Annotated in this window: 19 protein-coding genes; 4 read left to right on the top strand and 15 right to left on the bottom strand. The window is 65.7% G+C overall.

Translation table 11 applies throughout. The features are described 5' to 3' along the window. Nucleotides 1–112: 112 nt before the first annotated feature. Both hpnO and hpnN read right to left on the bottom strand, forming a co-directional pair. Nucleotides 113–1,504, bottom strand: coding sequence for an aminobacteriohopanetriol synthase HpnO (hpnO, locus tag DU475_RS09735; RefSeq protein ID WP_164631971.1), 1,392 nt, complete (start codon nucleotides 1,502–1,504; stop codon nucleotides 113–115). A gap of 334 nt (nucleotides 1,505–1,838) precedes the next feature. Next, entirely contained in the window at nucleotides 1,839–4,385 is a 2,547-nt protein-coding gene (hpnN, locus tag DU475_RS09730) for a hopanoid transporter HpnN (RefSeq protein ID WP_349644173.1), read from the bottom strand. Here hpnN and DU475_RS24520 point away from each other — a divergent pair. From DU475_RS24520 to hpnH, 3 genes are all read left to right on the top strand, one after another. Further along, complete coding sequence (locus tag DU475_RS24520) at nucleotides 4,305–4,478, top strand: hypothetical protein (RefSeq protein ID WP_349644174.1); 174 nt, start codon at nucleotides 4,305–4,307, stop codon at nucleotides 4,476–4,478. The genes hpnN and DU475_RS24520 overlap by 81 nt on opposite strands. A 279-nt stretch (nucleotides 4,479–4,757) precedes the next feature. Further along, the gene (gene ispH / locus DU475_RS09725) at nucleotides 4,758–5,702 is read left to right on the top strand and encodes a 4-hydroxy-3-methylbut-2-enyl diphosphate reductase (protein ID WP_013501378.1); all 945 of its coding nucleotides are present in this window, start codon (nucleotides 4,758–4,760) and stop codon (nucleotides 5,700–5,702) included. A 41-nt stretch (nucleotides 5,703–5,743) separates the two neighbouring features. Beyond that, a complete protein-coding gene (gene hpnH / locus DU475_RS09720) occupies nucleotides 5,744–6,904 on the top strand; it encodes an adenosyl-hopene transferase HpnH (protein WP_164631967.1) in 1,161 nt (386 codons plus the stop codon). A 660-nt stretch (nucleotides 6,905–7,564) separates the two neighbouring features. Here hpnH and DU475_RS09710 read toward each other — a convergent pair. From DU475_RS09710 to DU475_RS09685, 6 genes are all read right to left on the bottom strand, one after another. Beyond that, nucleotides 7,565–8,308: a phosphorylase gene (locus tag DU475_RS09710; RefSeq protein ID WP_164631986.1), complete on the bottom strand. Its 744-nt coding sequence runs from the start codon at nucleotides 8,306–8,308 to the stop codon at nucleotides 7,565–7,567. Beyond that, the gene (gene shc / locus DU475_RS09705; RefSeq protein WP_164631965.1) at nucleotides 8,305–10,266 is read right to left on the bottom strand and encodes a squalene--hopene cyclase; all 1,962 of its coding nucleotides are present in this window, start codon (nucleotides 10,264–10,266) and stop codon (nucleotides 8,305–8,307) included. The genes DU475_RS09710 and shc overlap by 4 nt, the downstream gene beginning before the upstream one ends. A gap of 32 nt (nucleotides 10,267–10,298) precedes the next feature. Then, nucleotides 10,299–11,555, bottom strand: a complete 1,257-nt coding sequence (gene hpnE / locus DU475_RS09700; RefSeq protein WP_164631963.1) for a hydroxysqualene dehydroxylase HpnE — start codon at nucleotides 11,553–11,555, stop codon at nucleotides 10,299–10,301. After that, a complete protein-coding gene (gene hpnD / locus DU475_RS09695; protein WP_013501373.1) occupies nucleotides 11,555–12,394 on the bottom strand; it encodes a presqualene diphosphate synthase HpnD in 840 nt (279 codons plus the stop codon). The genes hpnE and hpnD overlap by 1 nt, the downstream gene beginning before the upstream one ends. Then, the gene (gene hpnC, locus DU475_RS09690) at nucleotides 12,391–13,269 is read right to left on the bottom strand and encodes a squalene synthase HpnC (RefSeq protein WP_142883210.1); all 879 of its coding nucleotides are present in this window, start codon (nucleotides 13,267–13,269) and stop codon (nucleotides 12,391–12,393) included. Before hpnC ends, hpnD begins: the two co-directional genes overlap by 4 nt. Before the next feature lie 211 nt (nucleotides 13,270–13,480). Next, nucleotides 13,481–13,720: a hypothetical protein gene (locus tag DU475_RS09685; RefSeq protein WP_013501371.1), complete on the bottom strand. Its 240-nt coding sequence runs from the start codon at nucleotides 13,718–13,720 to the stop codon at nucleotides 13,481–13,483. A gap of 380 nt (nucleotides 13,721–14,100) precedes the next feature. Between DU475_RS09685 and DU475_RS09680 the strand changes: the two genes are divergently transcribed. Further along, nucleotides 14,101–14,604 (top strand): hypothetical protein, encoded by a 504-nt coding sequence (locus DU475_RS09680; RefSeq protein WP_013501370.1) that lies wholly within the window; start codon nucleotides 14,101–14,103, stop codon nucleotides 14,602–14,604. An 82-nt stretch (nucleotides 14,605–14,686) separates the two neighbouring features. Here DU475_RS09680 and DU475_RS09675 read toward each other — a convergent pair whose 3' ends face one another. The 7 genes from DU475_RS09675 to DU475_RS09645 form a co-directional block, all read right to left on the bottom strand. After that, nucleotides 14,687–17,059 carry an efflux RND transporter permease subunit gene (locus tag DU475_RS09675; protein WP_164631962.1) on the bottom strand — a complete coding sequence of 791 codons (2,373 nt, stop codon included), beginning with the start codon at nucleotides 17,057–17,059 and terminating at the stop codon, nucleotides 14,687–14,689. A 207-nt stretch (nucleotides 17,060–17,266) separates the two neighbouring features. Then, a complete protein-coding gene (gene eutC / locus DU475_RS09670; protein WP_164631960.1) occupies nucleotides 17,267–18,034 on the bottom strand; it encodes an ethanolamine ammonia-lyase subunit EutC in 768 nt (255 codons plus the stop codon). Nucleotides 18,035–18,039: 5 nt separating this feature from the next. Then, a complete protein-coding gene (locus DU475_RS09665; protein ID WP_142883213.1) occupies nucleotides 18,040–19,626 on the bottom strand; it encodes a B12-binding domain-containing radical SAM protein in 1,587 nt (528 codons plus the stop codon). A gap of 225 nt (nucleotides 19,627–19,851) precedes the next feature. Continuing rightward, a complete protein-coding gene (locus tag DU475_RS09660) occupies nucleotides 19,852–21,234 on the bottom strand; it encodes an ethanolamine ammonia-lyase subunit EutB (protein WP_164631958.1) in 1,383 nt (460 codons plus the stop codon). Between the two features lie 62 nt (nucleotides 21,235–21,296). Further along, entirely contained in the window at nucleotides 21,297–23,000 is a 1,704-nt protein-coding gene (locus tag DU475_RS09655) for a methyl-accepting chemotaxis protein (protein WP_164631956.1), read from the bottom strand. Nucleotides 23,001–23,053: 53 nt separating this feature from the next. After that, nucleotides 23,054–23,509: a cache domain-containing protein gene (locus tag DU475_RS09650; protein WP_013501364.1), complete on the bottom strand. Its 456-nt coding sequence runs from the start codon at nucleotides 23,507–23,509 to the stop codon at nucleotides 23,054–23,056. Between the two features lie 202 nt (nucleotides 23,510–23,711). Further along, nucleotides 23,712–24,384, bottom strand: a 673-nt coding sequence (locus DU475_RS09645; RefSeq protein WP_164631954.1) for a transglutaminase-like domain-containing protein, incomplete at its 5' end; no start/stop codon positions are given.

Raw genomic sequence — 24,384 nt, 5'->3', positions numbered from 1 at the left:
CATTCAGTCCGAACGCAGCCGTACACTCGGATTGATCAGTTGCTCCGAGCGACGCGCGCGCAGCGCCGCTCAGTTGGTCGCCGCAGCCGGCCGATCGCCGCGTGCGATCGAACTACGCCGATTTGCGCACCGCGTTGTCGACCAGGGTCTTTCCGAGCGACCAGATCGCGCCGGGCACCTTGTGGCTGTCGGCGATCACCTGATCGAACGAGCGTTCGATCCAGGTGCAGTCGTCTTCGGTGATGGTCAGCGGCGGCAGCAGCTTGATGGTGTGCAGGCCGTGACCGGCCACCTGGGTCAGGATCTTGTGATCCTTGAACAACGGCACGGTGATCAGCTGGACGAACAGCCCCTTGTTGGCGGTCTCGAGCATCGTCCACGACGCCTTCAGCCGCAGCGATTGCGGGGGGCCGAATTCGACGCCGATCATCAGGCCCTTGCCGCGGACTTCCTTGAGCAGCTCGTAGCCCGGAACCATCCGGGTCAGCGCCAGCCGCAGCTCGGCACCGCGCTTGGCGGCGGCCTCGACCAGCTTCTCGGCCTTGAGGACTTCGAGCGTGGCGATGCCGGCAGCCATCGCCAGATCGTTCTTGGCGAAGGTCGAGCCGTGCACCACGGCGCGGTCCATGCGGTTGAAGATCTTGTCGAAGATCGACTTGCGCGTCAGCACCGCACCGACCGGGACGTGGCCGCCGGACAGCGCCTTCGACAGCAGCACCATGTCGGGCTCGACGTTCCAGTGCTCGACCGCGAGGAAGCGGCCGGTGCGGCCCATGCCGGTCTGGATCTCGTCGGCGACGAACAGCGTGCCGTAGCGCTTGCACAGCGCCGCGGCCGCGGGGAGGAACTCGTCGGTGGGCATATTGACGCCCTTGCCCTGGATCGGCTCGACGATGAAGGCGGCGACCTCGCGGGTCGACAGCGCCTTCTCCAGCGCTTCGAGATCGTTGAACGGGATGGTGGTGACACCCGGCAGCAGCGGCCCGAACCCGCCCTGGAAGTTCTGGTCGTCGGTCAGCGACAGCGCGCCGTAGGTCAGGCCGTGATAGCTGTGGTCGCAATTGACGATGCCGTTGCGCCCGGTCGCGCCGCGCGCAAACTTGATCGCGGCCTCGACGCTCTCGGCACCGGAATTGGCGAAGAACACCTTGTCGAGATACGGCACATGCTCAAGCAGCCGCTCCGCCAGGATACCGGCCAGCGTCGAGACGTCGAGCTGCACCAGATTGGGCAGGTCGGCGTCGAGCACGCTCTGCAGCGCCTTGCGCACCACCGGATGGTTGCGCCCGAGCGCGAACACGCCGAAGCCGCTGAGCAGATCAAGATAGCGGGCGCCGTCGCGGTCGTAGAGATACTGGCCGGTGCCCTTCTGGAAGCCGACGTCGTAGCCGATGGTTTTGAGGACGCGGACGAGCTGCTCGTTGAGATGCCGCGTGTGCATCGAGCTGCGTTGCGCTTCGCGCGCCGCGAACATCTCGGCGAGGTCTAAATTCGGCTGCTGCATGGGATACTTACGTCGCTTGTTGGACCCCCCGTCAACACATAAGGCTGGCGGTGCGTCGCACTGGAGCTTTCTTTCCAGAGTTGTGATGCGCGGGAGACACGCCGGATTTCACGGCCGCTCCTGCATGGAGCACGCCCCCCTGCCCCGACGTGGGTATAGTCCCAACGCCCCATGCGGCGCCAGCCCTGTCACGCCGCCTGCGTCAATGTCGCCTTGCCCGCCGGTCTCAGCGGCACGTCATGCTGAGAAACGGCAAGCCGCTGGAACAAACGCCTCGCCTCGGCGAAGTCCCGGCAGGGATGCCGGCAGCGCCGACGCCCCTGCCGGGCACGACTCACAGATCGGTGTCGCCGCTCTCGTCGATGTGGCGCGGCTTGCCCATCAGGGCCGGCTGGAACAGCAGCACCGCCGCCAGCGTCGTCACCAGCGACAGCGCCAGCAGCTTGCCCATGCTGGCGGTCCCCGGATGGCTGGACAGCCACAGGCTGCCGAACGCGGTCGCGGTGGTCAGGGCGCTGAAGAAGATCGCCCGAGTCAGCGCCGATTGCAGCAGATTGGTGCGGCCGGCCCGCCAGGCGGTGACGTAATAGATCTTGAACGCGACGCCGACGCCGAGCAGCAGCGGCAGCGCGACGATGTTGGCGAAGTTCAGCGGCAGATCGATCAGCACGCAGATTTCGAGCGTCACCGCCCCGGCCACCAGCAGCGGCACCAGGGTCAGCGCCACGTCGGTGAGCCGGCGCAGCGTGATCCACAGCAGGATCGAGATCGACAGCAGCGCCCACAGACCGGCCTGGATGAACGAGGCGACGATGGTATCGCCCGACTTCAAAATCGACACCGGACCGCCGGTCGCCAGCGGCTCGGCCTGCAGCACGACGGCGGCGAACCTGCGCAGCGTGTCGTTGTCGTTCGGGTCACCGCTCGGCAGCACCTCGACGCGGATCTGGCCGTCCTTGGTCTTCCACGACGACACGATGTCGGCGGGCAGATTGTCGAGCGTCACCGGCTCGGCCTTGAGCATGTTGCGCAGCAGTTCGAAGTCGATCAGCAGCGGCCGCACGAACACGTCCTGGGCCTTGTCGCGCGTCGCCTGATCGGCCTCGGCGAGCTTGGTCAGTGCGGCGGCGAGCCGGCGCGAGGCGTCGGCGCCGGGCCCGCTGGCCTCGCCGGCGGCGCGGCGCAGCGCCTCGGCCGAACTCTTCAGCGACGCGACGTTCTCCTGATCGGACGGCGGCGGATCGACCTGCTCGGGGTTGAGCGCGGGCTCCAACAGCTTGGCGCCTTCGCGGATCAGCGCGAGCTTGGCCGGCTGGTCGGGCGGCACGAACGTGTCGAGCGAGATCGTGCGCGACACTTCCGGCAGCTTGGCGAGCTTGGCCTCGATGTCGCGCGCCGCCTGCTCCGACGGCGCCATCACGTTGACGGCATTGGCGCCGGTATTGGGATCCTTGCGCAGGTCGAGGAAGGTCGCGATCGACTCGACCTTCGGGCTGCGCAGGTTGATCGGATTGAAGTCGAACTGCATGAAGTACAGCAGCGGCAGGCCGGCGACCGCGACCCCGATCGTACCGGCGATGACGCCGATCCGATGCTTCTCCAGGAAGCGATCGACCGGCGCCAGGAAGGCGTAGCCGAGCGGCTCCTTTTCGCCCGCCGGATTCAGCAGCTTGAGCAGCGCCGGCAGCACGGTGATGCTGGTCAGGAACGCGATCGCCATGCCGGCGCCGGCGATTTCGCCGAGTTCGGAGATTCCCTTGTACGACGTCGGCAGGAACGACAGGAAGCCGGCGGTGGTCGACATCGCGGCCAGCGACAACGGCACAGCCGAATACTCCGCAGCCTGCACCAGCGCCTTGTCGAGATCGCCGGTCTTGTGGCGTTCCGAGCGATAACGGACGCTGAACTGGATACCGAAATCGACACCCAGGCCGACGAACAGCACCGCAAAGGCGATCGACAGCAGGTTGAGCGAATCCACCAGCATCAACCCGACCGCGGTGGTGATCGCCAGGCCGATCGTCAGGTTGGCGGCGACCGCGAAGATGATCTTGGAAGAATGCAGCGCCAGCCACAGCAGCAACAGCACCACCAATACGGTTCCGATGCCGTTGACGATGGCGCCCTCCTTGACGGTGGCGAACTCCTCGTTGGAAATCGGAACCGGACCGGTCAGCCGCACCCGCGCCCCGAAATCCTGCTCGAGCTTGAGATCGACCGCCGCCTGACGGATCGCATCAGTGGCGTCCTTGCCGGGTTCCAGCGCCTGGAAATCGAGGATCGGCTTGACCTCGATGAAGGCGCGCTTGTCGCCGGCGGTCAGCGGTTCCGGATTGACCAGAGCACGCCAGGAGAAGAACGCCTGCCGGCTGCCGAGCACGTCCTCGACTGTCGCCGCAACGGTATCGAACGGCTTGGCGGTGCCGTCGAGCGTCAGTTCGCCCCGCTTCAGCCCGAGCAGTCCGGTTTCCAGAGCCGCGGTGAGGCCGCGGATCGACGGGTCGCCCGCCAGGATCTCGATCAGCGGAACCGCCTGCCGGAACTGGCCGGTCGCCTTGGCGACCTCGTCCTTTGGCAGGAACAAAAGTCCGTTGCGATCGAAGAACGGCCCGCCGCCGAGCCGTTTCACCGAGTCGAAGTTCTTGTGATTCTTCGACAATTCATCAGAGAGCCGGGCCGCCGCGGCATTCGCGAATTCCGGCGTCGGGGCCTCGACCACCGCCAGGATCAGTCTTTCCTGATCGAACGCCTTCTCGAACGCGATATCACGTTTGCGCCAGTCGAGATCAGACGAGATCAAATGGTTGATGTCGGTGTTGATCCCGAAATGTTGGTAAGTATAGAAACCGGCCGCAACAGCGAGAAATACGCCGATCAGCACAGTAAAAGCCGCAACCCGAGTGCTGGCTTTGACAATGGAGACGATGGCAAGTTTCAGCACATTAACACTTTCTATTGCTTCCGGCTGGCCTAAAATGCGGCCGCTCCGCCGGGTTCCGAGTCGTTCGAACTGTTTCTGATGGTTCAGCGACCAAGGACTGGACAATGTGGCCGAAAACAAGCCGGGGGAGACGTGTGCGCGGAAGTAATCTCACCGAGCCTGCTTGCCAAGGGCGTTGTGCATGATGGGTTGCACTGCGCCGATAAGTCCCCTGCGTCCCTTGCGGTTGCGGGTGTCCTCATACCAGCTAGATCATGCTACGGGAATTACGACGTGCTCCAGGAGACCGACCGACCATGAGCGTGGTGCCCCTTGTCTGAAGTTCGCCCCCTCGAAGTGTTCCTTGCCCAACCCCGTGGCTTTTGCGCCGGCGTCGTGCGTGCGATCGAGATCGTCGAGCGCGCGCTGGAGAAGTACGGTCCGCCGGTCTATGTGCGGCATGAGATCGTTCACAACAAATACGTCGTCGAGAGCCTGAAGGCGAAGGGCGCGATCTTCGTCGAGGAACTGTCCGAGGTGCCGCCGAAGGCGGTCACCGTGTTCAGCGCCCACGGCGTCGCTCGCAGCATCGAGGAAGAGGCCGCCGCTCGCGGCCTGCCGGTGCTCAACGCCACCTGCCCGCTGGTCACCAAAGTCCACAACCAGGGCAAGCGCTATACGTCGAAGGGTCGCACCCTGATCCTGATCGGTCATGCCGGCCATCCGGAGGTCGAGGGCACGATGGGGCAGGTTCCCGGCCCGGTGCTGCTGGTGCAGAATCTGGAGGACGTCGCGGCGCTGACGCTGCCGCCGGAAACCCCGGTGGCCTACATCACCCAGACCACCCTCAGCGTCGACGACACCAAGGACATCATCGCGGCGCTGTCGGAGAAATTCCAGGACATCCAGGGCCCGGATACCCGCGACATTTGCTATGCTACCCAGAACCGCCAATCGGCGGTCCGGCAAATGAGCAAGCTGGTGGATCTGATCCTGGTGGTCGGCGCCAACAACAGTTCGAACTCCAACCGGCTGCGGGAGATCGGGACCGAGGCCGGCCTTCCGAGCTACCTGATCGCCGATGGCAGCGAGCTCAATCCGGAATGGCTGGAGGGCAAGCGCGCGGTCGGGATCACCGCCGGCGCCTCGGCGCCGGAAGTGCTGGTCGACGACGTGATCGAGGCGCTGCGCCGGATTGGTCCGGTCACCGTTTCGGTGCTGCCAGGCCGGGAGGAAAACATCGAATTCGTTCTGCCTGCGGAACTGGCGACCGCCTGAGCCGTACCAACCGACATGCGCTTGAAAGAGAAGATTTTGTAATGGCTATACCGTTTCACAAGGAGCTGGTGATCGGCGGCTATCTGCTGAAGCAGAAGCTGCTCGGGCGGAAGCGTTACCCGCTGGTGCTGATGCTGGAGCCGCTGTTCCGCTGCAACCTCGCTTGCGCCGGCTGCGGCAAGATCGACTATCCCGACGCGATCCTGAACCGCCGGATGACCGCGCAGGAGTGCTGGGACGCCGCCGAGGAATGCGGCGCGCCGATGGTCGCGATCCCGGGCGGCGAGCCGCTGATCCACAAGGAGATCGGCGAGATCGTGCGCGGCCTGGTGGCGCGCAAGAAATTCGTGTCGCTGTGCACTAACGCGTTGCTGCTCGAAAAGAAGCTGCATCTGTTCGAGCCGTCGCCCTACCTGTTCTTCTCGGTGCATCTCGATGGCCTGAAGGAGCACCACGACAAGGCGGTGTCGCAGCAGGGCGTGTTCGACCGCGCCGTCGCCGCGATCAAAGCCGCCAAGGCCAAGGGCTTCGCCGTCAACGTCAACTGCACCGTGTTCGACGGCTACGCCGCCGAGGACATCGCCAAGTTCATGGACTTCACCGAGGAACTCGGCGTCGGCGTCTCGATCTCGCCGGGCTACGCCTATGAGCGGGCTCCGGACCAGGAGCACTTCCTCAACCGCACCAAGACCAAGAACCTGTTCCGCGAAGTGTTCGCGCGCGGCAAGGGCAAGAAGTGGAATTTCATGCACTCCAGCATGTTCCTCGACTTCCTGGCCGGAAACCAGGAGTTCGAGTGCACCCCTTGGGGCATGCCGGCGCGTAACATCTTCGGCTGGCAGAAGCCGTGCTACCTGCTCGGCGAAGGCTATGCCAAGACCTTCAAGGAGCTGATGGAAACCACGGACTGGGATTCCTACGGCACCGGCAAGTACGAAAAGTGCGCCGACTGCATGGCGCATTGCGGCTACGAGCCGACCGCGGCGATGGCGTCGCTCAACAACCCGCTGAAGGCGGCCTGGGTGGCGCTGCGCGGCATCCGGACATCGGGACCGATGGCGCCGGAGATCGACATGTCCAAGCAGCGCCCGGCGCAGTACGTGTTCTCCGAGCAGGTCGAGAAGAAGCTGTCCGAGATCCGCCGCGACGAAGCCACCGAGGCCAAGGACAAGCGCCAGCCGGAGACCTCGACCGCGGCGTGATCGCGGCGACAGGCTGACACATCAAATGCGCGGCCTGCGGGCCGCGCTTTTTTGTTGGGCATGTGTCGCCCGTTCAATTCGTGAATAACGCCAGACGTGTCCTCGCACGATCTCCTGATCACGCGGGGCGGCGGTGACAAGATCGCCCCACCTTCGAAGGCGTCGCCGCTGTTGTTCGAAGAGCACCTGACGCCGATCTGCAGCCTGGATCTCGTTCAGGAGAGGACTATCGAGAAACCGGAGGATCTTCTCGCATTTCCGTTGATCACCTCAGCCACCCGGCCGGGGCATTGGGAAGCCTGGCTGCAGAATGCGGGCCTGCGACCATCTGTTCGAAGGCGGCCACCGCTTCGACCACATGTTCGTTGCGATGCATGCGGTGCGCGAGGGATTCGGCTCGATCGTGGGCGCCGAAAGAGTTCTTTCCCGGAAAGCCGGAATGGCGGCTCGTCTGCCCGTTCCCCGAGCTGGTCGTGAAGGGCGAGAAATACTTGGCTCAAGCAACCTTGCGCGCCGATCCGCACTATCTCGGCAGGTTCCTGGAGTGGCTGAAACACGAGATCAAGTCGTGACGCTCAAAGAGCCTCACGACTCGCGCCGATCAGCGCTTGTCGGCGGACGCCAAGTCCGCGCCGCGCTCGCCGGCGGCACGCAATGCGCTCAGATCTCGGCGACAAGACCGCCGCGGCCGAGAACTGCGTCGAGCACGAAGCTGCGGCAACCGCGCAAGGACCGCAGCGCCCGATTGAAGTCGATGCCGGTCGACACCAGCGAGCGGATCGAGGTCGGGTGACGGGCGATGCCGCGCAGCACCTTGCGCAGATCGACGTCGCCATTCGGCTTGATCGCGGTCGAGACGATCTGCGGCAGGCTGCGGCTCGCCGGATCGCTGATCACCCGCAGCGCCGCGAACGGCAGGTTGGCGGCAGCGGCGTAATCGGCGGCGATGTGGCTTTCCATATCGACAGCGGCCGCGCCGGTTTCCGACCGCAGCGCCGCCTTGGCGGTACGCGCCGCGATCACCTGCTCGACCCCAACCAGACCACCACGGACGACGCGCTGCCGGCGGACGCCGGCGCTTCGCAATAATTCGTCGGTCAATGCAACTTCCGACGTCCAGCGGCGTTCACCCGCCATCACCTCGGTGGCGATAACGATGTCGCCGGCCTTGAGTGACGGATCGAGACCGCCTGCGACGCCGAAGCTGATCACGCCGCGAATCGACGATGCGTCGAAATCGGCCATGATCGCGCGTAATTGCTTCGGATCGCTGCTGCTGCAGATAACGGTGAGGCCCGGCCCCGCCGCGATACGTGCTTCCTGAATCAGGCCCGTCACAATCAAGACCGGCCGCGGATCTTGGCGATGCGCCGCGGCTTGGTCGTCCACTGCCCCCAAAATCACATTCCGACCCCTACCACCTTGCTGTTCGTGGCCTGCAAATTCCGATACCGCGCGAGCGCCCAGAGCGGAAAGAACTTCGGATAGCCATGATACCGCAGATAAAACACCCTCGGAAAGCCCGTCGCCGTGTAACGTTGCTCGTCCCACAGTCCTTTTTCGGTCTGTGTGGTTTTCAGGTACTCGATGCCCCGTGCCACGGCAGGATTATCGACCTCTCCTGCAGCCATTAGAGCAAGCAAGGCCCATGCCGTTTGCGACGCGGTCGAGGGTGCACTTTCGTAGCCGCGATAATCCAGCCGGTAGCTGACCGCGTCCTCGCCCCAGCCGCCATCGCGATTCTGCACCGACTCCAGCCACGCGACCGCCTTGCGGATCATCGGATCGGAGTGCGCGATGCCGGCGGCGTTGAGGGCGCACAGCACTGACCAGGTGCCGTAAATGTAATTCATTCCCCAGCGGCCGTACCATGAACCTTCGGCGAGCTGGGTGTCGCGCAGATAGCCGACCGCGCGGGCCAGCGCCGGGCTGCTGTGGACCGTCTCGCCGAGCTGCGCCAGCATCGAGACGCAGCGTGCGGTGACATCCTCGGTCGGCGGATCGAGCATCGCGCCGTGGTCCGAGAACGGGATATTGTTCAAATAATACTCGGTGTTGTTGATGTCGAAGGCACCCCAGCCGCCGTCATCGCTCTGCATCCCCTCGATCCACTCACGGGCCCGGGCGATCGCCGAATCATAGGCTGGGTTCGGCTCGTCCTTGCGGGCGCGGTCGAGCGCCATTACCACCACCGCGGTGTCGTCGAGATCAGGATAATGGGCGTTGTTGTACTGGAACGCCCAACCGCCGGGTCGAACGTTCGGCGCCTTCACGGCCCAGTCGCCCTTGAGGTCGAGCACCTGCCGCGGCAACAGCCAGTCGAGCGCCGGGCGAACCGACTTGGCGCCGTCGTGGCCATCGGCCTCGAGCACGGCATGGCTGGCGAGCGCGGTATCCCACACCGGCGAGACGCAGGGCTGGCAATAGGCCTCGTCGCCGCGATCGACCAGCAACAGGTCGATACCGCGGCGCTGGCTGGCGCGCGGCGGATAGTCTTCGGGATAGCCGAGCGCCTCGTACATCATCACGGCGTTGGCCATCGGCGGGAAGATCGCGCCCAGGCCGTCTTCGCCGTTGAGCCGCTCCTCGATGAAGGCCAGCGCCTTATCGATGGCGCGCTGCCGCAGCCATTTCGGCATCAACGGCTCGATCACCCGCAGCACCGCATCGATCGAACCGAACAGCTTGAACAGACCCCAGTTCTGATGCGGCGCCTTGGCGGGCATCCCGATCGTCTTCGGGTCCTGCAGAAACAGTTCGTCGATGCCGACGCCCTTCGGATTCTTGGCCTGCGGCTTCAGTGCGCACAGCACCAAGAGCGGCACCATCGTGGTGCGCGCCCAATACGAGATCTTGGTCAGCGTGAACGGTGACCAGCTGGGCAGCAGCATAATTTCGACCGGCAGCACTGGCACCGCGCGCCAGGTGGTCACGCCGTACAGCGTCAGCAGGAACCGGGTGAAGACGTTGGAATGGATCGCGCCGCCGCGGGAGCGGATCGCCTCGCGGGCCCGCACCATGTGCGGCGCGTCGATGCTGTCGCCGATCATCTTCAGCGCGAAGTAGCCCTTCACGCTGGCGCTCATGTCGAAATCGCCGTCGTGGACCAGCGGCCAGCCGCCGTGGGCGCCCTGGATCCGGCGCAGATAGGTCGCGATCTTGGCTTCGAGCTCGGCATCGACCGGCTCGCCGAGGTAATGTCGCAGCAGCACGTATTCGGCAGGAATGGTGCAATCGGCCTCAAGTTCGAACACCCAATGGCCGTCGTCGCGACGATAGTTCAGCAGCGCGCTGCGCGCCGCATCGATCGAAGCTTCGAGCGCATTGCGCCCGACACCGGTATCGTAGCTGCCGGAATCCATTTTATCTGCTGAGTCTCCGTTGTGGGGGTGGATCAGGCGCGGCCGGCGGCCAGCGCCAGGTCTGCGGCGCGGTTGCCGGACCGGACCGATCCTTCGATCGTCGCCGGTAACCCCGTATCAGTCCAATCGCCTGCGAGATATAGGTTTTTCCATTGGGTGACCGGACCGGGGCGCAGGGCATTCTGCGCCGGTGTAGCCGCGAAGGTGGCGCGGCGCTCGCGGACAATTTGCCACGGCGGCAGATCGGCCGAGATCCGGGCGATCTTGCAGATTTCACCCCAGATCTCGGCGGCGAGCTGTTCCCGCGGCGCATCGACCAGCCGGTCGCCGTTGCTGATGGTCACCGACAGCCGGTTCGGGAAGGCGAACAGCCACTCCACCACCCCGCCGATCACCCCGGTCAGGGCCGGTATCCCGGGCGGCGGCGCGTAATTGAAATGCGCGTTGACGATGGCGCGGTATTCCTGCGGGGTCTTCAGCCCGGGCAGCAGCGAGGCGGCGGGACGCGGCGGCACCGCCAGTACCACCGCATCGTCGGGCCCGAGGGTGACGACATCGTCTCCGCCGAATTGCAGCGCGCCGACGCGGTCGCCGGAGGTGGTCAGCGCCCGCAATTCGTGGCCGAACCGCACGGCGCGACCGCCGGCGGCGAGCTGGGCCACCGCCGGTTCCACCAGGACAGCCGACAGCCCGTCGCGGGCGATCAGCGGCCGGCACGCCTGGCCACCGGCCAGCAGGGTCTCGCGCACGATCGCGCCGGCGAGGCCGGCGGAGCCTTCCGGCGGATCGACGTTGAGCGCGGCGAGCAGCAGCGGCGCCACCAGCCGGTCATACAGCGGGCCGTAGCACTTGATGGTGTCGCCGATCAGCCTGGTGGTCGGCGCCCACAGCAGCGGCATCAGGCCGAGGTAGTCAGCGATCGAGGTGTCCGGCACGCGGCGGCCCGCATCGAACAGCCACAGCGGCAGCTTGCCGGTGCCGAGATCGAGCCGCCAGCGCGACTCGGCCGGCAGATCGATGAAGTCGAACTCGGCGCGCTCGGGGCCGACCAGGCCGGCCTCGGTGCCGATCGCACGGGCGTAGTCGCGCGCGGCGTGATTGCCCGACAACAGCAGGTGGTTGCCGTTGTCGATCACCAGCCCGGTCTGGGCGTCGAAATACGAGCGGCAGCGGCCGCCGGCCTGCTGCATCGCTTCGTGAACCTGGACGGTGAGGCCGGCGCGGGCGAGCCGGGTCGCGGCCGCGAGCCCGGAAATTCCCGCACCGATGACGTGAACTGTTTTCGACATCACACGATCGCGTATTGCAGCAGGATGGCGATCTTCGACGCCTTGCCGAGCTTCACCGGCGTGCGCGGCGCTGCGAAACCGCGCGCGATCAGAAGCTGCAGGATCGAATAGTAGTATTTGCCCATGATGCGGGGAGCCTTCACCAGCCGGCGCGGATTGCGATTCATCACCTTGTCGGCCGCGGCGAAATGCGCCAGCGCTCGATTCACCAGCGGCGCGCAGACGCTCGGCAGCGCCGGATGCGCCGCGACCACGCGCGGATCGGTCGCGGTGATACCAGCCTTGTGCAGCAGCTCGCTCGGCAGATACAGCCGGCCGATGCCGGCATCCTCGTCGATGTCGCGCAGGATGTTGGTGAGCTGCAGCGCGCGGCCGAGATGGTGCGACAGCTCGATGCCGTCGTCCTCGGGCAGGCCGAAGATCCGAACCGACAGCCGCCCCACCGCACTGGCGACGCGGTCGCAATACAGATCGAGCGTCGCTTCGTCGGGGGCCCGGATGTCGGCATCGACATCCATCTCCATGCCGTCGATGATCGCCTCGAAGTCCTCGCGCTTCAGCCCGAAGGTGCGCAGCGACTGCTGGTAGTCGGCCAGCCGCGGCGGCGGCGCGCCGCGATACAGCGCGGCGATGTCCTCGCGCCATTGCTGCAATTCGGCGACCCGCTGCTCGCGCGGCCGATCGGAATCGGCGATGTCGTCGACGAAGCGGCAGAAGCTGTAGACCTGGAACATCGCCTCGCGCTGCGGACGCGGCAGGATACGCATCGCGGCGTAGAACGAACTGCCGAGCGCGACGCCTTGATGCGCGGCCGGCTCCGGCGTGGCGTGAACGGTCATGCGCGCGGCGCCGGATGCGACACCGGCCCCTTTCGGAAGCTGCGGCGGACGATCTCCGCACCGATCGCCCCAAAGCTGGCGGTCGAGAACTCGATCGGCTTCAGATGCACGCGCTCGCTGAGCGGATCGCGGGTCTGCAGCATCTGCACGATGCGATCGGCATAGGCCTGGATCACCGAGACTTCGAGGCCGAGCCGGAAATCCTTGATCTCGGCGGCGAGCGGCCGGCCGTCGCCGAGCAGCGAGGCGGTGCGCGCCGCCAGCCCGTGCAGGCACTTCAGCAGCGCCGGCGACGCCTTGGGCAGTCCGAGCTCTTCGACCTTGGCGCCGACGGCGTCGAGCACGTCGCGCGGCAGATAGACGCGATTGAGCGTGCGATAATCCTTGCCGCAATCCTGCAGGTGATTGTTGATCTGAAGAGCCGCGCACAGCGCGTCGGACGCCGGCCAGGTCGCGGTGCTTTCGCCATGCACATCGAGCATGAAGCGACCGACCGGCATCGCCGAGTAGCGGCAATAGTGGATGACCTCGTCCCAATCTTCGTAGCGCAGCTTGGTGACGTCCATCCGGAACGCGGTCAGAAGATCGAGCGCATGGCGCGGCGGCATACCGCGCTCGGCCAGCGCCCGTCTCAGATGCAACGCCTCGGCCTGGGTCTCGCCGCGGCCGAGCAGTTCGGCCTCGAGCAGGTCGAGATATTCCAGCTTGGTGCCGGCATCGAGCATCGCATGATCGGCGATGTCGTCGGCGGTCCGGACGAAATTGTAGAACGCCAGAATCAGGTCGCGGTGCCGCGGATGGATGATCCACGACGCGACCGGGAAATTCTCGTCCCGGTGGGTCTTGCCCGATCGGAGTTCGCTCGCAGACGTCATCGGCTGGCTAAACACTTGGTTTGAAGACGAAAAAAGGCGAACGCCCGCACCCGGCCGGGCCGGGCGCAGCGTTCGCGACGCCATATACAGGGAAATCGCCGGTTAAACCAACGATCTTGACGGGCGATGTCGGCGCGGCAGATCCGCCCCGGTCGCTCTCGCACCGCCCGGATGAACCGGCAACGCGCCGGCCGGACGGTCGTCCCCGCGCCTACTGGCCGTGGCTGACCAACACCTGGTTGCAGGCCTTGCTGATCTTCTCGCGATTCTGCTGCAGGCAGGACAGGATCACCAGATCGCTCTGCTCCATCACGGAGCGGCAGAAACGCGACACATCGCGCGAACAGGCCTTCTGTTCGGCATCGGTGCCGCTGCGCTGTTGTTGCTGGGCATTGGCGCCGGACGACATCGAAACCAGCAGCAACGCGAGCGCAACCAAGGTCTTTTGCATTGTCTTCCTTCGATATGGGCTGGGGGTCGAAACCCGTTCTCGATCACATCAACCGCGCCATCTGACAAGAGCGGCGCTCGATCGGCACAACGGCATGATGTGTCGATCAAGGTGACAAATACGGCCAAATTAGCGCCGGCGCACCTGCCGTCCGCGCGGGCGTGGAGAAAGCCTGAAATACCTGCCGCTTTTTTGCCGATCGTTGCCGATTTGATGCAAATGCGATAGTTCCGCGGCAGCGCGGGCGGAACAGCGCGAGGACGCGCCTTGGTGTGCGGGCGCGGCGTTACTATTTGAATTGAACCTGCCGTGAGGCGAACACACTAACCAGCGGACGTGACGCGACGCCGTCACCACAGCGATTTCCAAGGATGGCCAGAATGAGCCTGCTTCGTTCCACCACTTCCTCCCTGCACGCGTTGAAGGCAGCCGGCATCGGCGCCGCGCTGATGCTGTCGGCATCGGCGGCGTCGGCCGACTCAGGGCCGTTCGCCGGGTTCGAAGGATCGTGGTCGGGTACCGGCACCGTGGCGCTGTCCGACGGTTCGAAGGAGCGGATCCGCTGCAAGGCGACCTATCGGGTCGCCGGCGGCGGCAACGAACTGGCCCAGACGCTGCGCTGCGCCAGCGACAGCTACAAGTTCGACCTGTCCAGTAACGTGGTCTCCAGCGGCGACCGCATCTCCGGCAACTGGAGCGAGGCCAGCCGCAACGTCAACGGCAGCCTGCAGGGCAAGGCCGGCGGCGGCCACATTGAAGTCTTCGTCGAAGCCGCCGGCTTCGCCGCCAGCATCTCGCTGACCACCCGCGGTAACAAGCAGTCGGTCGGCATCAGCTCGAAGGGCGAGATCCGCGGCGTCAACATCTCGATGACTCGCGGCTGACGACACCCACGACACAGATCCAATCGACGAAGCCCCCGGATCGTGCGATCCGGGGGCTTTGGTTTGGGCAGCGCGGCTGAAGCTACACAACGGGTCCGGCGCGATGGCTGCCGCCGCGCAGCCGGTGCGCGACGCTGATCAGCCACATCGCGGTCGGGCGCAGGATGAACAGGTCGGCGATCAGCGCCGCCACCATCGCGAACGCGCTGAGCCAGCCGAACAGCCGCAGCGACGGCAGGTCCGAGAACACCGTGACGCCGAGCCCGCAGGCCAGCACCACCGTGGTGAGGATCAGCGCCGGACCGACCAGCACGGTAGCGCGCTCGACCGCAAGCCCGGCGCTGACGCCGGGCGTACTCTCCAGCCGCAGCCGGTTGAGGAAGTGAATGGTAGCCGAGAGGCCGAGGCCGAACGACACCGTCAGCGCCACCACGCTGGCAAATTGCAGCCCCTCCCCCATCAGCCACAGCAGCGTGCCGGACAGCACCACCGGGAAGATGCCCGGCAGAAGGCAGGCCAGCATCACCACGACCGAGCGGAACGCGAGGCCGATGAACACCGCCACCATCACGAACTCGATGGTGAGGCCATGGTTGAGCTTGGAGATCATATCGGCGCTGTTGCGCGCGGCGATCGCCGACAGGCCGGTGACCGCGACCTCGTAACCCGGATTGGCCGCGCGGACCGCGTCGAGCGCGTGATCGAGCCGTTGCACCACCGGGAGGATTTCGCTGGAATCCAGATCCGGAACGCGGCCCGAGACCACCACCGCGGTTTGGTCCTCGGACAGAAAGCGACGCACCAGGTTCGGCGGCAGCAGGTCGACATATTCCTTCAGCGTGTCGACGCTGGTGGTATGCGCCTTCTCGGCAAGCCAGCGGCGCAGCGTTTCGATCGACCAGACGTTGCCGACGCCCGCCTGCTTTTCGACGGTGGCGTGGACCTCCGCGATGATCTGCAGGGTCCGGGGCGAATACAGCGTCTCGCCCTTGGGGAATTCGATCAGCACGTCGATCGGATTGGCGCCGGTGAGCTTGGCGTCGAGCCGGTCGCTGGCCTGCATCGCCTGCTCCTTGTCGGGCACCTGATCGGCCAGACGGTAGCGCGGCTCCAGATTGGCGTAGATCACCGACAGCCCGCCGACCACCAGCAGTGCCAGCAGGCTGAACAGCCCGGGGCGGCCGACCATCCGCACCGCGATGAAGGCGCAGAACCGCCGCAGCACGTTGACGCCGAGATCCGCGCTCTGGAATTTGGCCGCGAAGGCTTCCTCGTGGCGCACCAGCAGCACGCCGAACACCGGCACCAGCGTCAGCACCGCCACCAGCGCCAGCACGGTGGCGAGCAGGCCGGCCTCACCGAACGCGCGGATCAGATCGGAACTGGAAAACTGCAGCGCGATGAAGGAAATGCCGGCGGTGGCATGGGTCAGCACGCAGGCCGGGCCGACCACCAGCACCGCGTTCTTGAATGCGGTGTATTTGTCCTCGCCGGCGATCAACCGGTCCCGTGCCGCAAAGGTGAGCTGCATCGAATCGGCAAAACTGATCACCATGATCAGCGGCGTCATCACGTTGAGGAACATGTTGAGACTGAAACCGGCCCAGCCGAGCACGCCGAGCGCCAGCAGAATCGCCAGCAGCGGCGGAAACGCCGCCGCGATCATGAACGAGACCTTGCGGAAGAACAGGATGGCAATCACGCAGCCGGCGAGGATGCCGGCGATGTTGTAGATCAGCCCGTCGCGCTCGACCGCGTTGCGGATTTCGAGCTGCATCACCGGCACGCCGGACAATTGCCGGCTGAGCCCCGAGCCGTCGAGATCGTCGGCCATGACTTTACGGACTTCGCCGATGGTGGCGCGCAGCCTGGTGTTGTCCGCCACGACCTTGGGATCGAGCGACAGCACCACCAGCGCCAGCGTTCCGTCCTCGGACAACAGCTTGCCGCGAATGATCTCGTTGGTCTTCACCGTCTTGACGAACTGATCGTAGGCTTCGCCTTCGGGCAGATCGGGCGGAAACAGCGCCGCCGGCAGCTTGCCGGGCTCGGGCGCCTGTCTGGCCGAAAACAGCGAGATCAGCCCGCGGACGCCGTCGATCAGTTGCAGATCGGTGACGGTGTCGCGCAGCTTTTCCAGATTGTCACGCGCCAGCAGCTCCTTGCCTTCGACCACCAGCAGTACGTCGAACTCGGTCGAGGGGAAGCGCTGGGTGACCTCCTCGTATTGCTTGAACTCCTTGGTGTCGGAGCGAAACAACTGGCTGAGTGAATCGTCGATCTTGATCCGCTCGATGCCGAACACCGCACCGACGATCAGCGCCAGCAGGACGATGCAGGACACCACCGGCGCGCGCAGCGGGATCAGCCCGAGTCGTTCGATGCCGAATGCGATGCTGAGCCGCTGCCGTTTCGAGGCCGCGGCTTCGGCGTGGTTCACGTTTCTATCCAGCATGCGCTATCCGTCCTGTCGATCGCTCGCCGTCGTAGCGAAACTTCCCGGCACCAATGCGACACGGTCGCCCGACCGCCGATTTGTCCGGAAGACAACGGCAGTTCACCCTGCGCAGAAGCTCGCGACGGCAATTTGCCGTTGCGGTCGCGGCTTGGAACCGGAATGCACCAGATTCGCGGCGCAGAGGCGAGTTTTCCCGCCGGCCGATCAAGGCGGCGGCAGTGACGGCACCGGGTCACCGCTTTCGTCCTTGAGCGCAATGCCGGTCGCCTGCCGGGCCAGTCCCTCGCGCACCAGCCAGGCGATCTTGTGCGCCGCCTCGTCCGGCGAAATCCCGGCGGCGTGCACGTTCGACACGCAGTTGCGGTCGGCGTCGGTGAGACCGGGCCGCGGGCCGAACGTCAGATAGGCGCCGAGGCTGGCCGGCGCCGACAGGCCGGGGCGTTCGCCGATCAGCACCACCACCAGCCGGGCGCCGAGCGCGGCGCCGATCTCGTCGCCGAGTGCCACCCGGGCGCCGGTGGCGACCACCGCAGCCCCGATGCCGATCCGGGCCGCGACCAGCCGCGGCAGCAGATGCCGCACCACCGCGACCGCCTGCGCCGCCACCGCGACCGGCGACAGGCCGTCGCCGATCACCAGCGCGACATCGGCGGCCTTCGCCGCTCCGTCCAGGACTGCGCGCAACGCCGGATCGAGCTGTCGGCCGAGGTCGGGCCGGGCAAGGTACTCTCGCCGATCACCGGCACGGCTGGCGACCTGGAGCGCCGGCAAGCCGAGCGTCTGCAACTCGCTCACGATGGCACCGGCGTCGAATACGGCATGGACCGCGTCGCGGGCGCGAGCGTGGGCCAGAGTGAAGTCCAGCAGCGCCTCGGTCGGCAGGCTGGCGCCGGCGCGGCCGAGCGCGACGCGGGCCGGAGTGAGAGAGCGCAACTCGGCGAGCGAGCGCGGTGGCGTGGCGGGAGAGTTCATCGGTCCTACTCGGCCGGCACCGCGGCTTCGCGCAGGCGCAGCGAGTAGTTCGAAGCGTTGGCGTTGCCGTGCGAGGCCTCGCGCGCGTAGATGATCAGATGGTGCGCCACCACCATCACCGACAGGAAATATTCGAGCTCGCCGCGGACCAGCCGGGTCAGCGCGAACTTCCAGAACGACGCCTTGTAGTCGCCCTTGATGCCGATCCGCCAGACGATGTTCCTGAACATCACCAGGGCGCGCTTGATATTGGCTTTGGAGGCCCGCTGCGGCGTCGCCGGCAGCTTCAGCCGGTGCGTATAGGCGTTGCGGATCTGATGGTCGTAACGCGCCAATAGCGCCGCCGGCTGGTAGGCGCGGGTCATGCAGGTCTTCCACATCGACACTACGTCGTCATAGGGCATCAGGAAGTCGACATTGGAATCGCGGGACTCGTCGTGCACCAGCCGGCCCTCGCGCTCCAGCCGGTCCCACAGCGGCGTCTTCGGCAGCGCCTGCAGCAGATTGATCGTCAGCAGCGGGATCTGCGACTGGTCGATGAATTTCAACAGGAAGTTGCCGGTCTGCGGCGTGTCGGTGTCGAGCCCGAGAATGATGCCCGACACCACCTCGATCCCGTAGCTGCCGATGGTGCGCACGCCTTCCAGGATCGGGACCATCATGTTGTGGTCCTTGTGCATCGCCTTCAGCGCGGTCGGGTCCGGCGTCTCGATGCCGACGAAGATCGTGCAGAAATACGCTTCGCGCATCAGTTCGAGGATCTCGGGCCGCTTGGCGATGTTCAGCGTCGCCTCGCAGGCGAGTTGCAACGCGAAGCCGGTGCGCTTCTGCCATTCGACCAGATGCGGCAAGAGGTCGAGCGCCGCCTTGCGGTTGCCGATGAAATTGTCGTCGACGAAATACACCGAACCGCGAATGCCGCACTCGACCATACGGTCGAGTTCGGTGATGATCTGCTCCGGCGTCTTCAGTCGCGGGTTGCGGCCGTACAGACCGGGAATGTCGCAGAATTCGCACTGATACGGGCAGCCCGACGAATACTGGATGCTACCGAGCAGATATTTGCTGCACTCCGCCAGCTCGTAGGCGGGGATCGGAAACAGCGCCATGTCGAGGCGGTCTTCGGTGGTGAACACGATCTGCCGCTTCGGCCGCGCCACGTCGTGCGCCAGCCTGGCAATCAGTTGGTCGGTGGCGTCGCCGAGTTCGCCGACATGCAGATAGTCGAAATTCGGATAGTAGTCCGGGCAGGCGCTGACCGACGGGCCGCCGAGCGCCACCGGCAGATCGAAGGCGTGGGCCCGATTGCAGATGTCGTTCATTTGCTGCCGCTGGATATGCATGCCGCTGACGAACACCGCATCGGCCCAGGCGAAATCGTCGTCGCTGGCAGGGCGGATGTTCTCGTCGACGAAGCGGACCGACCATTCCTCCGGCAGATAGGCGGCAATCAGCAGCAGCCCCTGCGGCGGCATGAACGCCGCGACGCCGTCCATCAACGGATAGGAGTGCTGGAACGTACCGAACGACTTGGTGTAACGCGGGAAGACACACAGAATACGACGACTGGTCTGCCCGGATTCGGCTTTCATCGAACTTTCCCCGCGAACGACACGCTGTCCGTGTTGGTTGCGGCGATCGTCGGCACGGTTCGACCGCCGGCCCCAAAACGGCAAGTCCAATACAACTGCGCGACTTCCGACCGGTTCCCCGCGGCTGCAAAAATCTCGCCCGGATCAGGCGCGCGATGCGCGATCTAACCACGACCGCAATCGAGCGGCCAGCGTTTCTTGACCGGTTTTCGGTCGAGGACACGATCAGGCAATCAGCCGTGCGGCGATTTCCGGCAGCAGGGCACCATCGGTCAACGGGCGACGATCGGGGCCGGCGAAACCGGCGCGCACCAGCCAGTCGTCGAATTCCGGCGCGCGCTTCAATCCGAGCAGATCGCGGACATAGAGCGCATCGTGAAACGAGGTCGACTGATAGTTGAGCATCACGTCGTCGGCGCCGGGCACCCCCATGATGAAATTGACGCCGGCGGCTGCGAGCAGCGTGAGCAGCGTATCCATGTCGTCCTGATCGGCTTCGGCATGGTTGGTGTAGCAGATGTCGACGCCGAGCGGCAGGCCGAGCAGCTTGCCGCAGAAATGATCTTCGAGGCCTGCGCGCACGATCTGCTTGCCGTCGTACAGATATTCCGGGCCGATGAAGCCGACAACGCTGTTGACCAGAAGCGGCGAGAACGCCCGCGCCACCGCGTAGGCGCGCGCCTCGCAGGTCTGCTGATCGACACCGTGATGCGCATTGGCCGACAACGCCGAGCCCTGGCCGGTCTCGAAATACATCACGTTGTCGCCGACCGTGCCGCGCTTCTGCGCCAGCGTCGCCTGATGCGCCTCCGCCAGCAGCGCCAGATCGATGCCGAAGCTGCGATTGGCCGCCTCCGTGCCGGCGATCGACTGGAACGTCAGATCGACCGGCGCGCCCTGCTCGATCAGCCGCAGCGTGGTGGTGACGTGGGTGAGCACACAGCCCTGCGTCGGGATCGCCAATCGCGCGATGATGTCGTCGAGCAGCCGCACCAACTGGCCGAGCACCGCCGGATCGTCGCTGGCCGGATTGATGCCGATGCAGGCGTCGCCGGCGCCGAGCAGCAGGCCGTCGAGAATGGATGCGGTGATGCCGCGGGCATCGTCGAACGGATGGTTGGGCTGCAGCCGGACGCTCATCCGTCCCGGCAACCCGATGGTGTTGCGGAAACGAGTGACCACGCTGCACTTCTTCGCCACCAGGATCAGGTCCTGATTGCGCATCAGCTTCGACACCGCGGCGACCATTTCGGGCATCAACCCCGGCGCCAGCGCGGCCAGCGCCGAAGGCGTCGCGGCGTCCGACAGCAGCCAATCGCGGAAGCCGCCGACGGTGAGCGAGGCCACCGGCGCGAACGCCGTCGCGTCGTGACGGTCGGCGATCAGCCGCGTCACTTCGTCGGCTTCGTACGGGACCACCATTTCGGACAGGAATTGCCGCAGCGGCAGGTTCGCCAGCGCCATCCGCGCCGCGACCATCTGCTCGGCGCTGTCGGCGGCGATGCCGGCGAGACGATCGCCGGAGCGCGGCGGGCTCGCCTTGGCAAGCAGGTCGCGCAGATCCTCGAACACGAACGAGACGTTGCCGATGCTGTGGCTATAGATCATGGCGTCCCCGGCGTGGGTGCTGCGAGCGCAGCGCAGGCCGGAGGCTAGCAAAGCCGTGCGCGTCAGGCGACCCGCACGGTTGCGAGAAATTTAGCCACCTCGGCGCGTAGCCGGTTGTTCTCGCCGGACAGCATCTGTGCCGAGGTCAGCACCTCGTCCGATGCCGCCCCGGTGTCGGCGGCGCCGCGGTTGACGTTGCCGATACTGGCCGCAACCTGATTGGTGCCGATCGCGGCCTGCTGCACGCTGCGGGCGATCTCCTGGGTGGCAGAGCCCTGCTCACCGACCGACGCCGCGATGGTCGAGGAAATATGGGCGATCTTGCCGATGGTGCCGCCGATCTCCTTGATGGCCACCACCGACTCCTGGGTTGCGGCCTGCATCTCGGCGATCTGCGCGCTGATTTCGTCGGTGGCTTTCGCGGTTTGCTCGGCCAGCGCCTTGACCTCCTGCGCCACCACGGCGAAGCCGCGGCCGGCCTCGCCGGCGCGGGCGGATTCGATGGTGGCATTGAGCGCCAAGAGATTGGTCTGGCCGGCGATCGTGGTGATGAGCTGGGTGACGTCGCCGATCCGGGCGGCGGCCTGCGCCAGCTTGGCGATCCGCGCATCGGTCTGTTCGGCCTGCTGCACCGCCTGGTCGGCGATCTTGCGGGACTCGCTGACCTGGCGGCTGATCTCCTCGACCGAAGCGGTCATCTGTTCGGTGGCGGACGCCACCGACTGCACGTTGTTCGAGGTCTGCGACGATGCAGCCGCCACCGTGGTGGCAAGCTGCTGGGTCTCGGCGCTGCCCTTGGCGAGCGCGCCGGCGGAGGCTTCCAGCGCCTGCGACGCGATGCCGACCTGCTCGACGATCTGGCCGACCGCGGCCTCGAAACTGTCGGCGAGTTGACGCAGCTCGGCGCGCCGGGCATCGGCGGCCTCGCGATCCTGACGCTGGCGTTCGACCTGCTCGCGCTCGGCCTTGGCGACCGCCTGAACCTTGAACTCCTCCACCGCACGGGCCATCTGGCCGACCTCGTCGCCGCGTTCGAGCCCGGGCAACTGCACCTCGAAATTGCCGGACGCCAGCTCGCGCATCGCGCCGCTCATCGCCACCACCGGGCGGGCGATGCCGCGGCCGATCAGGAACGAGAACGCGACACCGACCAATGACGCCACCGCCAGCACGCTGCCGAGCACCCATTGCTCGCGATCGAGCGCGATGCCGGTCTGGGCGATCTCGCGGTCGCGCATGTCGGCCGTCGACAGAATGAGATCGCTGATCTGCCGGTCGATCTCGCCGAAACTCTTCTCCGCGCTCTTGATGAACAGCATCGCCGAGCCGGCGTCACCGTCAGCCATCTCGATCGCGTTCCTGGCCTGCTTCTGATAGGCGGCGACCGCCGCCTTCAATTTCTCGAACGCCGGCTTGGCGGCGTCGGCGCCGATCGCCTTCTCGACCTCGCCGAGCGCGGTCGGGATCTGGCCGATTCCGGCGGCGGCTTCCTTGATGACCGTGGTCAGCTTGGCCGCGTCGGTCTCGTTCGCCGCAGTCGCGGCCATCCGGTACAGCTTGGCGTGCGCGGTCCAGGCGATATTGTTGAGATCGGCGGCGAGCTCCGACAGCCTGACCGGCCCGGACACCAGCCTGTCGACGTTCTGCTGGTTGGTGCGCAGCGACTGCAGCGCGAACGCCCCGATGGCAATCATCACCACGACGAGAAATGCCGGAGCAAGCTGGACCTTCCACGACAAACCGATGTGTTTGATCCAGCTTTTCATCAACGATGTCCCGATATCGATTCAGCAGCGTTCGAGGGTGACGAGGGTAGACGTCACATCTTGTAGACGCCCGCGCAGACGGCCGTGTTGTCGAGCCGTTCGCAGTACATCTCCTTGGGTTCGACCTTCTTGCTGACCGGATTGACGAATTTGTAATCCTGCCAGAACGACGGCTGCTTGGCGGCGAGTTCGACACGCTCCTTGACGTAGAGCTTGCCGTCGACATCCTGTGCTTCGATCATGTCCTTGCCGATGAACTTGGCATTGGCGCCGTGCGCCAGCACCTTACCGTCGAGCTGATAGACCACGACGTAGAGATCATCCTTGACGAACGGGCCGGCGCGATCGCTGATTGCCGGGTAAGTCTTGTCCGCACCGTCGGACTTGATCGCGGCCACGGCCTTCTTGACCATCGCGACGGCATCATCCTTGCTGGCTTCGGCGATCGCGGGAGCGGCGGCGAAAGCCGTGACGGTCGCGGCGGCGATGGCGATGATGTGCTTGTTCATGGAGTGTGTCCTCCTGAGAAGGGCTCGGGGCTTCCTGACGCAATCACCCTGACGCTCAAACGCGAACGTAGTGTTAAACAACCACCTCGGGTTGTTACCAGTCGATCGACGGGAGAATCCATAACTAACTGGCATAGTTGCCATTTTTGCAGCAGTCGGATCGGGACCGAACCTGCGAGACGACCAACGGCTGTCCGATTGGTTACTCGATCGGTATCACGTCCACCGCAACCGAGAGCTTCTGCCGGCGCGAGCCGACGATCACGCCATCCACCGGCGAGACGTCCGAGAAATCCCTGCCGACCGCCAGGACGATATGATCGGTGCCGACCAGCAGGTCGTTGGTCGGATCGAACCCGATCCAGCCGAGTTCGTTGCCGCACCACACCGAGACCCAGGCGTGGGTGGCGTCGGCGCCCTGCAGCCGCTCCTGCCCCTCGGGCGGATAGGTCCGCAAATAACCGCTGACATAGGCGGCCGGCAGCCCAAGACCGCGCAGGCCGGCGATCATCACATGGGCGAAGTCCTGGCAGACACCGTGGCGCTTCTCGAACACTTCGGCCAGCGGGGTTGAGATCACCGTCGCCTTGGGATCGTAGCGGAATTCGGTGCGGATCCGCCGCATCAGTTCGGCGGCGCCGGCGAGCACGCCGCGACCAGGGGGAAAGCTGTGCGCCGCATAGCGCGTCACCGCCGGCAGGATCGGCACCAGCGGGCTGGAAAACACGTAGCCGACCGGCGAGGACGCGCCGAGGCTCCGGCTGGTGAGCGCGGCATCGCGCACCGGCTCCCAGGGCTGGCTGCCGTCGCCGCGCGCGGGCGGCTGCCGCGTCACCTCGACCCGCGACCGGCTGTCGATCCTCAGCACCTTGTGC

The sequence above is a fragment of the Rhodopseudomonas sp. WA056 genome (genome assembly GCF_010906995.1).
In the GTDB taxonomy this organism is placed as follows: domain Bacteria; phylum Pseudomonadota; class Alphaproteobacteria; order Rhizobiales; family Xanthobacteraceae; genus Rhodopseudomonas; species Rhodopseudomonas palustris_G.
The sequence above is the reverse complement of the archived record's forward strand: the minus strand, read 5'-3'. Positions and strand labels throughout refer to the sequence as shown.

Bases quoted from the DNA above. Each gene is read 5' to 3' on its own strand.
- hpnO (WP_164631971.1), bottom strand. From the start codon at position 1,504: ATGCAGCAGCCGAATTTAGACCTCGCCGAGATGTTCGCGGCGCGCGAA.
- DU475_RS24520 (WP_349644174.1), top strand. From the start codon at position 4,305: ATGGTTGATGTCGGTGTTGATCCCGAAATGTTGGTAAGTATAGAAACC.
- hpnH (WP_164631967.1), top strand. From the start codon at position 5,744: ATGGCTATACCGTTTCACAAGGAGCTGGTGATCGGCGGCTATCTGCTG.
- shc (WP_164631965.1), bottom strand. From the start codon at position 10,266: ATGGATTCCGGCAGCTACGATACCGGTGTCGGGCGCAATGCGCTCGAA.
- hpnE (WP_164631963.1), bottom strand. From the start codon at position 11,555: ATGTCGAAAACAGTTCACGTCATCGGTGCGGGAATTTCCGGGCTCGCG.
- hpnD (WP_013501373.1), bottom strand. From the start codon at position 12,394: ATGACCGTTCACGCCACGCCGGAGCCGGCCGCGCATCAAGGCGTCGCG.
- hpnC (WP_142883210.1), bottom strand. From the start codon at position 13,269: ATGACGTCTGCGAGCGAACTCCGATCGGGCAAGACCCACCGGGACGAG.
- DU475_RS09685 (WP_013501371.1), bottom strand. From the start codon at position 13,720: ATGCAAAAGACCTTGGTTGCGCTCGCGTTGCTGCTGGTTTCGATGTCG.
- DU475_RS09680 (WP_013501370.1), top strand. From the start codon at position 14,101: ATGAGCCTGCTTCGTTCCACCACTTCCTCCCTGCACGCGTTGAAGGCA.
- DU475_RS09675 (WP_164631962.1), bottom strand. From the start codon at position 17,059: ATGCTGGATAGAAACGTGAACCACGCCGAAGCCGCGGCCTCGAAACGG.
- eutC (WP_164631960.1), bottom strand. From the start codon at position 18,034: ATGAACTCTCCCGCCACGCCACCGCGCTCGCTCGCCGAGTTGCGCTCT.
- DU475_RS09665 (WP_142883213.1), bottom strand. From the start codon at position 19,626: ATGAAAGCCGAATCCGGGCAGACCAGTCGTCGTATTCTGTGTGTCTTC.
- DU475_RS09660 (WP_164631958.1), bottom strand. From the start codon at position 21,234: ATGATCTATAGCCACAGCATCGGCAACGTCTCGTTCGTGTTCGAGGAT.
- DU475_RS09655 (WP_164631956.1), bottom strand. From the start codon at position 23,000: ATGAAAAGCTGGATCAAACACATCGGTTTGTCGTGGAAGGTCCAGCTT.
- DU475_RS09650 (WP_013501364.1), bottom strand. From the start codon at position 23,509: ATGAACAAGCACATCATCGCCATCGCCGCCGCGACCGTCACGGCTTTC.